Here is a 13,844-nt window from a genome sequence, read left to right on the forward strand (position 1 = left end):
CTTCGCAGTGCTCAGGCCAGCAGGCTCACATGGGCTGCCACCACGCGCCAGCCTTCGGGCATGCGCACCCAGGTCTGGCTCTGGCGGCCGGTCTTGGCGCTGCCGGTGCGCTGGAATTCCACATTCGCCGTGGCCATGTCGCGGCCGTAGGTGGTGATGACGGTTTTGAGCAGGGTGCGATCCAGCCCCTGCGCGGGCCGGCCGGCGCGGAAGGCCTGAATCTCGTCGTAGCCGTACAGGTTCTCGGTGGCGCCGTAGCGCAGCGTGTGCGGGCTGTTCCAGAACAGCTCGTCGAGCACGTCGACGTCGTTACTGGTGAGCGCCTTTTCGTAGCGCGCAAACTGCACGCTGACCTCGGCCATCACATCGGGCAGGTTGATGGCAAGTGGGGTGAAGTCTGGCGATGTCATGTCAATCCTTGGGGTGTTCGCACGGTGGCCACACCGGCGTTGCCCAGTATTCTCGCTGCGCGAAACGCCAGGTCTTCGCGCCATGGTGCGGCGATCAGTTGTACGCCTAGGGGCATGCCGCCGGTTCCTTCTGGCCACATCGGTGCAGTCACAACAGGGCAACCGGCAAATGAAATCGGCTGCGTCAGCAAGCCCATGGCGGCGCGGCAGGGCTGGCGGGTGCCATTGAGGTCCAGCCACTCGGTGCCGATGACGGGTGCGCTCACCGGGGTGGCGGCGGTGACCAGCACATCCCAGTGCTGGAACAGGGCGTTGACCTTGTCGCGGTAGCTGCGGCGAAAGCGCTGGGCGCGCAGGTACCAGTCCACCGGTTGCAGGGCACCGGCGGTGAAGCGGTCGACCGACAGCGGCTCAAAGTCCTCAGGGCGTTTTCGCAGGTCGTCCAGGTGCAGGCTGCCGCCCTCGCTGGCGGTGATGATGAAGGCAGCTGCGCGGGCCAGGGCGGCGTCGGGCCATGTCACTTCTTCCGTGGCGCCCAGCGTACGGGCGGCCAGCGCCACCACGGCGCGGGCTTCGGCCGTGGCGTGGTCGTTGAAGTAGCCGCCAAGAACGCCGATGCGCAAGCCGGATGCCCCCGCGTCGTTCAACGGCAGAACCGGCTGCACCCGCAGCGCGTGGCAGCCCGGGTCCAGCGGGTCGGGCATCTGCAGTGCGTCGTAGGCCAGTGCCAGCCCCTCGACGCTGCTGGCCATGGGGCCAAGGTGGTCGATGCTGTAAACAAAGGGGTAGGTGCCGCGCCGCGAGAGCCGGCCGAAGGTGGGCTTGAGCCCCCACACGCCGCACAGCGAGGCCGGCACACGGATGGAGCCATTGGTGTCGGAGCCCAGCGACAGCGGCACCTGCTGTGCGGCCACCGCTGCGCCCGAGCCGCCTGACGACCCGCCCGCAATGCGCGTCAGGTCGTGCGGGTTGTGGCAGGGGCCGTAGTGTGTGTTCTCGGTGGTGAAGCCGTAGGCGTACTCGTCCATGTTCAGGCCACCCACCAGCACCGCGCCTGCCGCCTTCATCTGGCTCACCAGCACCGCGTCGGCGGTGGCCGGTGCATGGCTGCGGTTGATGCGCGAGCCGGCCAGGGTGACCACGCCCTCGATGTCAAACAGGTTCTTCACCGCATAGGGCACACCCGCCAGCGGGCCGAGGGGCTGGCCTGCAGCGCGCGCGTTGTCCACCGCAGCGGCTTCTGCGCGCGCCCGGGCTATGGTGCGCTCGGTGAAGGCGTTGACCCGGTCGTCGGTGGCGTCGATTCGCGCGAGGCAGTCGTCGAGCAGCTCACGGGCGCTGATCTCGCCAGTGGCCACGGCGCGGGCCATGGCGGGGGCCATGGCGGGGGCGTCGATGGCGAGTCCTGTTGTTGTGCTCATGCCCGGGCTCATTCAGAGGGGAAGGGCGCCGGGCAAAAAATCTCCACCAGCTCGTCGTGCGGCTGCAGTGGTGCGGCAGCCAGTGCAGCAGCCATGCCGGCCGTGCGCTGCAGGTGGAGGGACACCCGCTCGGCGCGCGCGTCGTCCATCGGCATGGCAAGCAACGCGGCGGTGCTTTTCACATAGGCTGTGACGGCGGCGAGTTCAATGTCGGTCATGGTGGATCAGTGCAGTCAACAGCGACACATGAACAACACATTAGCGCCGGACTTCACGCTGGAAGATTTCCAGGCTGCGCTTCTTGGTGGCCACAAAGCTGGCCTCGGACAGCGTTTCCACAGTGCGTGGCCGTGGGTCGTTGTAAGGCAGGATTTCGGCCACGCGCGTCGGGCGCTTCGTGAGCAGCAGCACCTGGTCGGCCAGGTACACCGCTTCTTCCAGATCGTGGGAGACCAGCAGCATGGTGGTGCCGGTCTTCATGAAGACTTCCTGCAGCTTCTCGCGGATGAACAGCGTCATCTCGAAATCGAGCGCCGAGAACGGCTCGTCGAGGAACAGCACCTCGGGGTTGGGCGCCAGCGCCCGCATGATCGAGGCTGTTTGCTGCTGCCCGCCCGACAGCTCGTAGGGGTAGCGGTTCAGGTCGAACTTCACATCGAACGACGCCACCAGCTCGGCCATGCGGCGGTCCACCTCGGCTTTGCTTTTGCCTTCCAGCTTGAGCGGGTAGGCGATGTTGTCGATGGTGCGCATCCACGGGAACATCGCCTCGCGGTAGTTCTGGAACACGTAGCCGATCTTGGTGTCCTTGAGCGACTTGCCGTCAAACAGGATTTCACCCGAGTCAACCGGAATCAGCCCGGCAATCATGTTGATCAGCGTCGATTTGCCACAACCGTTGGGCCCGAACACCGAGACGATCTTGTGCTTGGGAATGTCGAGGTCGAAGTTCTCGTACAGCGGCCAGCCGGCGAAGTACTTGGTCAGCCCACGAATGGTGATGTGCGTGCCAGCCGGGCCGGGCTTGAACGCTGGCGCAGGCACATCGGCAAACACGGGTGCGTTGAGGACGGTGCTCATCTTCCACTCCAGTGCACGATGCGGCGCTCAGCTAGAAGGAAAGAGATGTTGAGCGCATAACCCAGCGCGCCCGCCGCCAGAATCGACGCGTACATGTCGCGCACATTCATCACCTGCTGCGAGTTGATGATGCGGTTGCCCAGGCCACTGTCGGCACCAATGAACATCTCGGCCACGATCACGATGACCAGCGCCATCGACACCGCCGATCGCAGGCCGACAAAGCTAGGCTGCAGGCTTTCCCACACCAGCACGTCGCGGAAGATCTGCCAGCGCGAGGCGCCCATCACGCGGGCCGCCATGACGCGCTGCTTGCGCGCATTGATCACGCCATAAGCGCTGTTGAAGATGACGATCAGCATCGAACCGAATGCGGCAATTGCCACCTTGTTGATGTCGGACACGCCGAAGATCATCAGGAACAGCGGGATCAGCGCCGACGATGGCGTGGAGCGGAAAAAGTCGATCAGGAATTCGACGCTGCGATAGGCCTTCTCGGAACTGCCCAGCAAGATGCCCAGCGGCATGCCGACCAGCGAGGCGATCAGAAATGCCTGCACGGTGCGCCACACGGTGACGATGAAGTCATTGAGCAGCGGCCCGCCGGCCAGGCCCTTGACCAGTGCGCCAATCGCATCGATGGGTGGCGGCAGCAGGATGGGCTTGATGAAGCCCAGCCGCACCACCAGGTCCCACAACACAAACAGCACCACGGGGCCGATGAAGGGCAGAGCCTTGCTGAAGTTCATCGGCGCGCGCGGCGTGCTGGTGGCAGCGGGCGCTGTCTGCGGTGGCGCCCACGCGGTCGAAGGCAAGGCCGCTGTAGGCGGGGTGAGGTCAGGCATCACAGGACTCCTTGCCGCAAGGGCATGAAACAGTCATTCGTCGTCGAGCGGGGGTGTGAGTGCAGCGCGCGCTCAACCCTTGTAGATCATGGTGTCGACCATCAGTCGCGAGCTGAAGATGCCCTTCTCCGAGAACAGGTCAAAGAACTTCTGGAAGTGGCCGATGTCCGCAGACGTGAACTCGTTGTACATGGTGTAGGCGGCCAGTGGCACTTCGCTGGCCAGCGGGCCTTCGATGGGCGTGTAGCCGGTGAGGTACTTGCGCGCCTCCACCGGCTTGCTGCGCACGTAGGCCACGCCCTTGGCGTAAGCGGCGATGAACTTCTTGGCCGCGTCGGGGTTCTTCTTGATGAAGTCAGACGACAGCGATGCCGAGCCGCCGAACCAGGGCGCCATGTTGTCGCCCAGCACGTAGCGCGAGATCACGCCGGCCTCCAGCACGCGGCTGGTGCCGTTCAGGCGGCCGATGGTGCCGGTGGGCTCCAGCGTGTAGGCGCCGTCGATCTGGCCGGCGGCCAGGGCCGCCACATGCTGGCCGATGGGCAGTTCGACCACGGTGGCGCCGGTGGCACCGCCGCGCTCCAGGATGGTTTTGGCCAGCGTCACGTTCTGGATGCCCGGGCCCGAACCCACGCGCTTGCCCTTGAGGTCGGCCATCACCTTGGCGGGGCTGGCCACCGGCACGATGACTTCGTCGAGCACGTTCTTCACGTTGCTGGGGTTGGCGCAGAAGATCTTGAAGGTGCCGGGCTGGGCCAGTTCACCAATGGCCACGTTGGCCGAGCCAGTGCCGTTGGCGGTGCCGTCAGACCGACCCGAAAGCACGGCTTCCATCACCTGCTGTGCGCTGGAAAACTTCTGTGGCTCCACATCGAGGCCGGCTTCCTTGAAATACCCCAGCTCCACTGCGGCGTAAAACGGCAGGCCGGCAGCAATCGGCCAGTAACCCAGACGCACCTTGGTGGCGGCTTGCGCACGCACCAGCGCGGGTGCGCCCAGCATGCCCAGCGCGGCGCCGGCAACGGAGGTCTGCAGGATCTGGCGGCGTGTGGCGCCGGTCAGGGCGGTGGCGGTCTTGGCGGTTGAGGTCATGCGGAACTCCTGTCGGGTTGGTGATGGAACCGGTGGAAGCGGGTGCCAGCAGCCGGTGCGAGGCACCAACTTGAAGCATCCATACTTGTGTACAAGTGCATCAGCAAGACATATGCCAGCTGTTGCCGGGTGCTGCCGTGCACTTCTATGCAACGCCATGTACCTGAATTGACCTCCAGGTGGCTCGGTTGATTTGTTGGCGTGTCGATGCCGCCCGCCTGAGTCGGAGGGGGCGAATGGACTGCCACTGCGTTCGCTGTCTTTCTCCACATCAGTGCAAGTCAGAAAAATTACTTACGATAAAGTCATCAATAAAACAATTCGACGGGTGTTAATCGCCGGTCGCGTATCAAATACAGTTGAGAAGATGAAAACACGGCCCACTTCTGGCGCAGGCCCCCTGCAGGCGGTGCTGTTCGACGCCTATGGCACGCTGTTCGATGTGTACAGCGTCGGCCTGCTGGCAGAGCAGTTGTTCCCCGGGCAGGGGCAGGCGCTGGGCGTGCTCTGGCGTGACAAGCAGATTGAATACACGCGCCTGGTGACCACCAGCAGGCGCGGGCCGCAGCGCGAGTCGGTGTACCGGCCGTTCTGGGAGCTGACGCGCGCCGGCTTGCGCTATGCCTGCAAGCGCTTGGCGCTGGACCTGACGCCCGAGCGCGAAGAGCGCCTGATGAACCAGTACCGCCACCTGTCGGCCTTCCCCGAGAACAAGGAAGTGCTGCAGGCGCTGAAGGCGCGCGGCGTGGTCACCGGCATCCTGTCGAACGGCGACCCGGCCATGCTCGATGTGGCGGTGCGCTCTGCCGGACTGGACGGCCTGCTCGACCATGTGATCAGTGTCGACTCCATCCGCCAGTACAAGACCACACCCGAAGCCTACGAACTGGGGCTGTCTGCCACCGGCCTGCCGGCGCAGCAGATTGCCTTTGTCAGCTGCAATGCGTGGGACGCGCTGGCCGCCACCTGGTTTGGCTACCAGACGCTGTGGATCAACCGCTACCAGCTGCCCTTTGAGGAACTGGACACCCAACCGGTGTTCACCGGGAGCAACCTGCGCGACGTGCTGACCTTGCCCGGTCTGGCAGGTTCGCGACAATAGAGGGTTGTCGGGAGCCGACCCGCTGATTCTTCAGTCACCACGCCCCACGCACCTCTTCCACTGAATCTTCATTGAATCGTTTTTATCTGTAGTCAGTTTCAATTTCATCGCCAACAAGGGACACCATGACAAGCGCTAACGCCACGACCGCGAACAAGAACAGCACGCCACGCACCACCTGCCACCGCCTGGAAGTGGCGACCAATCTGTACCGCTTCATTGAAGACGCGGTGTTGCCCGGCACTGGCGTGAGCAGCGAGAAGTTCTGGAAGGGCTTTGACGCCATCGTGGCCGACCTGGCACCAAAAAACATCGGCCTGCTGGCCGAGCGTGACCGCCTGCAGATCGAGCTGGACCACTGGCACAAGGCCCACCCCGGCCCCATCACCGACATGCCGGCCTACCGCGCGTTTCTGGAGAAGATCGGCTACCTCGTGCCGCAGCCGAAAAAAGTGAAGGCCACCACCTCGAATGTGGACGCTGAACTGGCTCGCCAGGCCGGCCCGCAGCTGGTGGTGCCCATCCTCAATGCACGTTATGCGCTGAACGCGGCCAACGCCCGCTGGGGCAGCCTGTACGACGCGCTGTATGGCACCGACGCGATTTCTGAAGAAGGCGGCTGCGGCAAGGCCGGCCCCGGCGGCTCGGGCTACAACCCCAAGCGCGGCGCCAAGGTCATTGAATACGCACGCCACGTGCTGGACCGCACCGCGCCGCTGAAAAAAGGCTCGCATGTGGGCAGCACCGGCTACAGCGTGCAGGACGGCAAGCTGCGCGTCAAACTGAAAGACGGCAGCAGCACGGGCCTCGCCAACAACGACCAGTTCGTCGGTTATCAGGGCGAGGCGAAATCGCCGTCGTCCATCCTGCTGGAGCACAACGGCCTGCACCTCGACATCCGCATCAATCGCAAGACGGCCATTGGCGCGAGCGATGCCGCTGGCATGGCTGACCTGGTGATTGAGGCCGCGCTGTCCACCATCCTCGACCTCGAAGACTCGGTGGCGGTGGTTGATGCGGACGACAAAGTGCTGGCCTACAGCAACTGGCTCGGCATCCTCAAAGGTACGCTGACCGAAGAAGTCGCCAAGGGCGGCAAGACCTTCACCCGCGGCCTGAACGCCGACCGCGTGTACACCGCGCCCAAGGGCAAGAAGCCCGTCACGCTGCATGGCCGCTCGCTGATGTTCCTGCGCAATGTGGGCCACCTGATGACCAACCCGGCCATCCTGTACAAGGCCGCCGACGGCAGCACCAAGGAAATCCCCGAAGGCATCATGGACGCGGTGGTCACCACCACCATCGCCCTGCACGACCTGCAGCGCAAGGGCAAGGACGGCATCCGCAACTCCCGCAAGGGCAGCGTTTACATCGTCAAGCCCAAGATGCATGGCCCGGCCGAAGTGGCCTTTGCCAGCGAACTGTTTGGCCGTGTTGAAGCGGTGCTGGGCCTGAAAGAAAACACCGTCAAGCTCGGCATCATGGACGAAGAGCGCCGCACCAGCGTGAACCTCAAGGCCTGTATTGGCCAGGCTTCGGCGCGCGTGGCCTTCATCAACACCGGCTTCCTCGACCGCACCGGCGATGAGATGCACACCGCCATGCAGGCCGGCCCCATGATCCGCAAGGGCGACATGAAGACCACCGCCTGGATCAACGCCTACGAGAAAAACAACGTGCTGGTGGGCCTGGACTGCGGCCTGCGCGGCAAGGCGCAGATCGGCAAGGGCATGTGGGCCATGCCCGACCTGATGGCCGCCATGCGTGCACAGAAGATTGCCCACCCGCTGGCCGGCGCCAACACCGCCTGGGTGCCCAGCCCCACTGCCGCTGTGCTGCATGCGCTGCACTACCACCAGGTCAAGGTGAGCGACGTGCAAAAGCATCTGGAGAAAACCAAGGCCGACAAGGAGCGCGACAACCTGCTGAACGGCCTGCTGCAGATCCCGGTGACCAACACGCCGAACTGGAGCGCCGCCGAGAAGCAGCAGGAACTGGACAACAACGCGCAGGGCATCCTCGGCTACGTGGTGCGCTGGATCGACCAGGGCGTGGGCTGTTCCAAGGTGCCCGACATCCACAACGTCGGTCTGATGGAAGACCGCGCCACGCTGCGCATCAGCAGCCAGCACATCGCCAACTGGCTGCATCACGGCGTGGTGACCAAGGCCCAGGTGATCGAGACCTTCGAGCGCATGGCCGCCGTGGTCGACAAGCAGAACGCGGGCGACAAGCTCTACAAGCCGATGGCCGGCAACTTCACGACATCCGCCGCCTACAAGGCCGCACTCGACCTGGTGCTCAAGGGTCTGGAGCAGCCGAGCGGCTACACCGAGCCGCTGCTGCATGCATGGCGTTTGAAGGTCAAAGCTGCGGCTTGAACGGCCTCATGCTGAAACAAAAACGGCACCTGCGGGTGCCGTTTTCTTTGGGAGACCAGTCGCCCGTTTTGCTCAAAAATCAGGTGTCCAGATAATGAGCTAGACGGTAAGTCTTTGTTTTTTTATGGGCTTTTTTGATTTCCGGGTTTCATTATCCAGAGGCAAAGATAATGAAAAGCAGGCCAACGGTCGAAATCTGTCAAACGCAGCTTTCGAGCTTTGCCCGGAAACGCTGGAAACTCGGTGATCTGCACAGCCGCTTCAAATCAAGTTCAGCCGCTTTTAGTACTCTGATGGCGTCAGCGCGATCTTCGTACACCCAACCCCGTGCGTTCTTGAAGTGATTGTTCATCAACGCCTTGGGTTGTTGCTCCCGATCAGGTTTCTTTTTCTGTTCGGCTTTATACGGATGAGCATCGGTTGAGAGATACGCTGAAATCGCGTGGTCACATGCAATCAACCAGCTTTCCAGTTCTTGTTCAATACAGACCGGGTAGACAGGTGAAGCTGCCGGTAAACCAGCGCTGGTCAGCGATTCAAGAACTTGTTTTCGTTCAGCTGCTCGACATGGCTTCACTTTTTTGTCTGGCCACGATGGTCGCAAGTCCCAAATAATCAACACGCATTGGCACCCATCTTTGAGCATCTGTGCGGCCACGCGCCCCGCATCGCGAAGCAGATTTTCCTTGTTGTCCAAGGTCCTGCTTTCTAACGCGACGCCTGGACTGATCTTCTTCGCCAGATACTCGCAGACTTGCTTGTCTGCACCCTGTGGGCCACACTCAAAAATCAAGCCAATAGTCATTGGGCCGCCTCGTGCAGTGAGCCCATCGTGTAAAGCCGCCCTGGCGCAAACTCTTTGGCCCACTCAACCAACTTTGCGTTGCTCGCAGGGCGGTAAAAATGCGGCTCACCAGCTTCGTTTCGATTCACAAGTACCAGCTGATCGAGCTTGAGCAAGTCCAGAAGGTAAGGCGAATGGGTTGTCAAGATTACTTGCGTGGTACCCGACAACACGGCGCGGCGGACTTCTTCTACCAAGAGGTGAATACTTCGAGGGTCGAGACCGTTTTCAATTTCTTCGATCACCAAGAGTGGGGGTGGGGTGGGGTGCCGCAGTAACGCCAGCAAGGCCAACACCCGCAAAGTGCCAGTGGACAACATCCACCCCGGCACTTTGAACTCACCTTCCGTTAGCTGCAGCCATGCCTTGCGCTCCAGCTCTGATGTGATGGCGGGCTGCAAATCTCGCGCATAGGGGAGCACATAAGTCATGGTGCGAATAATGCCCTCCAACACACGGACATCACGCTCACGCAAGTCGAGCAAGAACTCCGCAATGTTTGACCCATCACGAGCGAGCCGCGCCCTGCCGCCGGTACGCTTTTGAGGCAACGGGTAGCCCATACGCTCCGGCGAGAGCGTCAGAAACTGCCACGACTCAACCAGATTGGCATATTCGTTCAGATACACGTTGCTGCCCAGCATGGAAAAGCCCGCGTCCCACCGCTTTCGGAATCCCATCTTCTCGTGCTCCAAGAAGCCACCGAGGACCAGATGCTCCTTGCAGACCACAGTCTCATCAGTGATCTCATATGCTGATCTCGTTTTGTCACTTGCAACAGCCATAGCCATATGCGTTTTGCCAAATGGGCCGCGCATGCGCAAGTCAAAGCTGATGGCGGTTTCTGGCTTGGCGCGCTTGTTCTGCACGTGCTCAATGCCCATGAAGCGCTGCATGGCTACATCCAACCCGTCAGCCACGATGGACTGGTAAGTCTCCAACGCCTCTATCAAGCTGGACTTGCCCGAACCGTTGTTGCCCACCAGCGCGGTCAATGGCCCCAGCTTTATCGCACCGGAGTCGCGCACGGCCTTGAAGTTCTTTATCTTGATGGAATCCAAAATCATTTGATTAACCCTCGCTCAACATCTCGGTATGCATTGTGGGCGGCTACTTTTGCCGGCTGAGCCACCAGTGGGAATGTCCCCAGAATATGCGTGAACTCCTCTTCGTTCAGGCCATAGAGGTGGGCGACTAGCCCGTCGATCTCGGCACGCAGTTTTGCGCGTTCGGTAGGGTCGGTGGCACCGTCATGGTAGCTTTGCAAGCCGCCGGATTGGGCTAGATCGTCGAATTCAGGGGTGGTGCATATAAGGCGGGCTGCACGTGTCGCGATGGAATTGAATCGCACATCCGATGGCAAGATATCGGGAACCTGGGTCCCGTAGACAAAGTGAAAATTCATATTTGCTGTGACCTTTAAGCGGATCAACGCATCGAAAACAAATGAATTGAACACTGCGCCCAAATAGAGTTGGTCAGGGTAAGGTATGCAGAGGCGACCGTCTTCATCAACCACCTTCAAGGTCTGAAAACTCTCAGTCACAAAACTCGGTGGTATTACAGTGGCGATCATGGTTCGCTCGTCCGTATTTCGCGCGATCTTTCTAAATCCGAGGCGATAGGCGCGGTAGTCCAACAACTCATCTCGCGAGGGACTCACGCCCAAATACTTCTGATAGTTCTTCTCTGTGGCCCAGAAGCGATGTTCCTCTGAGAACGCGTGGGTGAACTGGTGAATATTCCGACCATCGATCAGCGGCAATAGATCAGTGCCAGCTTTTTCGGAAAATAAGTCGGGCTTTGACGTCGGGTCGGCTTCACGTGTAAACGCGATTTTGTTGAATCGCGATTTCGACGAATCCAGCGTTGGCCACTGCGCCGCCTTGCTCATCCACTGGACATCCAACGCACTCTTGAACTCCATTACCGAGTAGCTGTCTGGCGACAGGCGTTTGATAAGTTCTACGTCCAACCAAAGCGCGCCCTCATCGGGAAAGCGTACCAGCTCTTCCACGTCATGCCGCATGAACGCGGCCGGGAAACGCGTGGTGCCTGTCGCGCCGCCTTGCGCCTCTACAGCTTGCGCGGCCAGCAAATCGTCCGGTGGCGCGCTGGCGTTACGCTCCCCTGCTTGTTTCAGACGGACGGCGGCAGCCTTCTCAAACGTGAGCACGACGAACTTGAAACGGCTGTCCACGCCTTCGAAAATCGTCTTGCGGTTTTCAAAGCAAAACATGCCTTCAATTTGCGTCTGCCCAAACAGCAAGTCGCGCAGACCCTTGGCCCCCAGGTCGGTGTAGACGCCACTGGGGATGACGATGCCGCAGTGGCCACCAGCGCGCAGCAGGTGAAAGCTACGCTCCATAAAGAGCTTGTACAAATTGACGTCACTGCCTGTCTTTTTGCCGCCAACCACAGCACTTTGGTGCTTGAATTCAGGCGCCGAGCGAAACCACTGGCTCAGGTGGGGGAAGCGGCTCTCATAAGCCAGCCAGGCGTCGCGTACTTCGGTGTTTTGCAGCAGCTTGCGTTGCTCTTTCTCAAACTCCTTGATGGTCATCTTGTTCTTGGTGACCACGCCGGAGTATTCGGCAAAAAACTCTTTGGCCTGGGGTTTGAACACTTCCCATGGCGGATTGGCCAGAATGATGTCAAAGCCGCCGCGGTTCTGCACGATTTCGTCGAATACATAGCCCCAGTGAAATGGGCTTTGGGCGGCAATGTCGGCAACAGTGACTTGGTGCTTTTTGGGCTTGCCCAAGTCTTTCTTCTTCGCGTCCCACTGGGCTTCTTCAAACTTGACGCCCAGCGCTTCGAACTGGTCGCGCAGCAACTCATTCATCACGCCCGTGGCGTAGCCCATTTCGGTGTCGATACTGTCGCGCAGGGTGCGCAGGCTCATGTCCTTGCCCGCCACTTCGGCTGCGTGGCGATAGGCATTGAGGTGCCTGTTCTTTTCTGCCACCAAATCGCGGTAGCGGGGCTTGAAGAGATCGTCCTGCTTGTTGTCAAACTCGTGCTCGTCCACCCGCATCAGCCCCACCAGTGAATTGCCTGGCAGGATGTTGAAGTCGATATTGGGCAGGGGCTCCAGGTCTTGCACGCGCCGCACGCTGGACACCATGGCCAAAAACAGGCGCAGCTTGGCGATCTCGCAAGCCTCTTCCATGATGTCCACGCCGTGCAGGTTGTCGGTGACGATGCGGCGCTTGATGTAGTAACCCACGCTGGGGTGGTCTTTCTGGATGGTGCGCAGCCAGTTTTGCAGCTCTCTGCTGGCACCCAGTTCGGCCCGACCCACCACGGCGTAATACACGTTGATCAGGCACTTGAGCGCAGCTACCAGAAAGGCGCCAGAGCCTACAGCCGGGTCCAGCACGGTGATGCTGGGTAGCACCTCGTTCACCAGCTTGAGCGCGGTGCGTGCGTCCATGCGGGCCAGCAGCTCGGGCACGCTGTCGAACTGCACTTCCTGCAGGCCCAGCTCTGGCATGGCGGGCTCGTGAATGCGCTCCAGAATCAGCTTGTGGATACTGCGCTCAGCCAGGTAGCCCGTGATTTCGGGCCGGGTGTAGTAGGCGCCAAAGGCTTTCTGGTTGATGTACTTTTCAAAGATGTAGCCGAGTACGTCGGGGTTGATTTCGTCGGCATCGCCACCGGGCGTGTCGTCCAGGTGCCAGGTGAAGCTGGCAAACAACTCAAAGATACCTTCAAAGGCTTTGTCGGCCACCGTGAGCGTGGTGCCTACGCGCGGCGCGCGATCTGGGTCCAGCTCCAGCTTGTGGTGCAAAAACAGGCCGCCGTTCAGGTACGGCACCTGGCCGGTAAGTGCTTTGGCTTGGGCGCTGCGGTCGGCCTCGGGCTTTGCAAAGGCTTCAAAGAACAGGGCGTTCAAGAACTCGCCAAAAAACCTGTCTTTGCCTCGCGCCTGGCTGGCGGCCAGCTGGGTGCGCAGGTAGTCGGCGTTGCCGCCGTCCAGAAACAGCTTTTTCTGCATGAACCACACAAACATCAGGCGGTTGAGCAGCACGCTGGCGTACCAGCGCTTGTCGCGTTCGTTATCGATGCCCTTGATGTGGCCAAGCAACTCCAGGTGCTGTTGCTGGTAGGCGTTGAAGAACTTTTTGGTGGTTTTGTCGACGTCCAGCGCCGACTGAATGCGGCGCGCAGCCTCCAGCACGGGCAGGCGGCCTGCGGTGTCCAGCTCCGACAACTCCACCACCATGGCTTGCAGCTTGCTGGCAAACAAGTCGACCGGCTGGCCCTTGAAGTAGTCGTGCCGGCGCGGGGTTTCGCGCGGTTTGCCGGTTTCGGGGTGTTTGTCGCGCCTGACCCAGTACCACTGGCTTTGGTGAGGCTGCTGCTGGGCATTGGTAAAGATCAGCAGATTTTCTGCATGGGCGTGGGTGATGTGCTTCCAGATGCGTTTGCGCTGGCTTTCGTCGGGCCAGCCGTCGGCGGCGACCACCTGAATGGCAGCTACCCCACCCAACTCAGCCACAGTACGGCGGCTGAACGCGGTTTCGCCTGCCTGGTCAGCCTGCCATTCCCGCTCGGCGGCGGGACGGTTCCAGCCCAGCACGTCCAGAAACAGGCGCGGGAAGTCAAATGCCGACAGGTGCTTTTCAAATGCGGGGAAGTCAAGCTTGGCCATAGGTGACCTTTT

Annotated in this window: 11 protein-coding genes; 2 read left to right on the forward strand and 9 right to left on the reverse strand. The window is 61.1% G+C overall.

Going from position 1 to position 13,844, the window contains the following annotated elements:
• Positions 1 to 11: 11 nt before the first annotated feature.
• From hpxZ to AAG793_RS12165, 6 genes are all read right to left on the reverse strand, one after another.
• Complete coding sequence (hpxZ, locus tag AAG793_RS12140; RefSeq protein ID WP_341908547.1) at positions 12 to 410, reverse strand: oxalurate catabolism protein HpxZ; 399 nt, start codon at positions 408 to 410, stop codon at positions 12 to 14.
• Positions 407 to 1,831 carry an AtzE family amidohydrolase gene (locus AAG793_RS12145; protein WP_341908548.1) on the reverse strand — a complete coding sequence of 475 codons (1,425 nt, stop codon included), beginning with the start codon at positions 1,829 to 1,831 and terminating at the stop codon, positions 407 to 409. Before AAG793_RS12145 ends, hpxZ begins: the two co-directional genes overlap by 4 nt.
• A gap of 8 nt (positions 1,832 to 1,839) precedes the next feature.
• Positions 1,840 to 2,049, reverse strand: a complete 210-nt coding sequence (locus tag AAG793_RS12150; RefSeq protein WP_341908549.1) for an AtzG-like protein — start codon at positions 2,047 to 2,049, stop codon at positions 1,840 to 1,842.
• Between the two features lie 40 nt (positions 2,050 to 2,089).
• A complete protein-coding gene (locus AAG793_RS12155) occupies positions 2,090 to 2,911 on the reverse strand; it encodes an ABC transporter ATP-binding protein (RefSeq protein ID WP_341908550.1) in 822 nt (273 codons plus the stop codon).
• Positions 2,908 to 3,660 carry an ABC transporter permease gene (locus AAG793_RS12160; RefSeq protein ID WP_341908682.1) on the reverse strand — a complete coding sequence of 251 codons (753 nt, stop codon included), beginning with the start codon at positions 3,658 to 3,660 and terminating at the stop codon, positions 2,908 to 2,910. The genes AAG793_RS12155 and AAG793_RS12160 overlap by 4 nt, the downstream gene beginning before the upstream one ends.
• Positions 3,661 to 3,828: 168 nt before the next feature.
• A complete protein-coding gene (locus tag AAG793_RS12165) occupies positions 3,829 to 4,848 on the reverse strand; it encodes an ABC transporter substrate-binding protein (protein WP_341908551.1) in 1,020 nt (339 codons plus the stop codon).
• A 367-nt stretch (positions 4,849 to 5,215) separates the two neighbouring features.
• Between AAG793_RS12165 and AAG793_RS12170 the strand changes: the two genes are divergently transcribed.
• Positions 5,216 to 5,950, forward strand: a complete 735-nt coding sequence (locus tag AAG793_RS12170; RefSeq protein WP_341908552.1) for a haloacid dehalogenase type II — start codon at positions 5,216 to 5,218, stop codon at positions 5,948 to 5,950.
• A 125-nt stretch (positions 5,951 to 6,075) separates the two neighbouring features.
• Complete coding sequence (locus AAG793_RS12175; RefSeq protein ID WP_341908553.1) at positions 6,076 to 8,331, forward strand: malate synthase G; 2,256 nt, start codon at positions 6,076 to 6,078, stop codon at positions 8,329 to 8,331.
• A gap of 199 nt (positions 8,332 to 8,530) precedes the next feature.
• On the opposite strand, the gene AAG793_RS12180 is transcribed toward AAG793_RS12175, so the two are convergent.
• From AAG793_RS12180 to AAG793_RS12190, 3 genes are read right to left on the reverse strand one after another with little or no spacing between them, the layout of a single operon-like run.
• Positions 8,531 to 9,136 carry a DUF4276 family protein gene (locus AAG793_RS12180; RefSeq protein ID WP_341908554.1) on the reverse strand — a complete coding sequence of 202 codons (606 nt, stop codon included), beginning with the start codon at positions 9,134 to 9,136 and terminating at the stop codon, positions 8,531 to 8,533.
• Positions 9,133 to 10,242, reverse strand: a complete 1,110-nt coding sequence (locus AAG793_RS12185; protein ID WP_341908555.1) for an AAA family ATPase — start codon at positions 10,240 to 10,242, stop codon at positions 9,133 to 9,135. The genes AAG793_RS12180 and AAG793_RS12185 overlap by 4 nt, the downstream gene beginning before the upstream one ends.
• Positions 10,239 to 13,832, reverse strand: coding sequence for a DNA methyltransferase (locus AAG793_RS12190; protein WP_341908556.1), 3,594 nt, complete (start codon positions 13,830 to 13,832; stop codon positions 10,239 to 10,241). The genes AAG793_RS12185 and AAG793_RS12190 overlap by 4 nt, the downstream gene beginning before the upstream one ends.
• Between the last annotated feature and the right edge of the window lie 12 nt (positions 13,833 to 13,844).

The sequence above is a fragment of the Polaromonas sp. YR568 genome (assembly GCF_943372955.1).
Lineage (GTDB): Bacteria > Pseudomonadota > Gammaproteobacteria > Burkholderiales > Burkholderiaceae_C > Polaromonas.

Bases quoted from the DNA above. Each gene is read 5' to 3' on its own strand.
- hpxZ (WP_341908547.1), bottom strand. From the start codon at position 410: ATGACATCGCCAGACTTCACCCCACTTGCCATCAACCTGCCCGATGTG.
- AAG793_RS12145 (WP_341908548.1), bottom strand. From the start codon at position 1,831: ATGAGCACAACAACAGGACTCGCCATCGACGCCCCCGCCATGGCCCCC.
- AAG793_RS12150 (WP_341908549.1), bottom strand. From the start codon at position 2,049: ATGACCGACATTGAACTCGCCGCCGTCACAGCCTATGTGAAAAGCACC.
- AAG793_RS12155 (WP_341908550.1), bottom strand. From the start codon at position 2,911: ATGAGCACCGTCCTCAACGCACCCGTGTTTGCCGATGTGCCTGCGCCA.
- AAG793_RS12160 (WP_341908682.1), bottom strand. From the start codon at position 3,660: ATGAACTTCAGCAAGGCTCTGCCCTTCATCGGCCCCGTGGTGCTGTTT.
- AAG793_RS12165 (WP_341908551.1), bottom strand. From the start codon at position 4,848: ATGACCTCAACCGCCAAGACCGCCACCGCCCTGACCGGCGCCACACGC.
- AAG793_RS12170 (WP_341908552.1), top strand. From the start codon at position 5,216: ATGAAAACACGGCCCACTTCTGGCGCAGGCCCCCTGCAGGCGGTGCTG.
- AAG793_RS12175 (WP_341908553.1), top strand. From the start codon at position 6,076: ATGACAAGCGCTAACGCCACGACCGCGAACAAGAACAGCACGCCACGC.
- AAG793_RS12180 (WP_341908554.1), bottom strand. From the start codon at position 9,136: ATGACTATTGGCTTGATTTTTGAGTGTGGCCCACAGGGTGCAGACAAG.
- AAG793_RS12185 (WP_341908555.1), bottom strand. From the start codon at position 10,242: ATGATTTTGGATTCCATCAAGATAAAGAACTTCAAGGCCGTGCGCGAC.
- AAG793_RS12190 (WP_341908556.1), bottom strand. From the start codon at position 13,832: ATGGCCAAGCTTGACTTCCCCGCATTTGAAAAGCACCTGTCGGCATTT.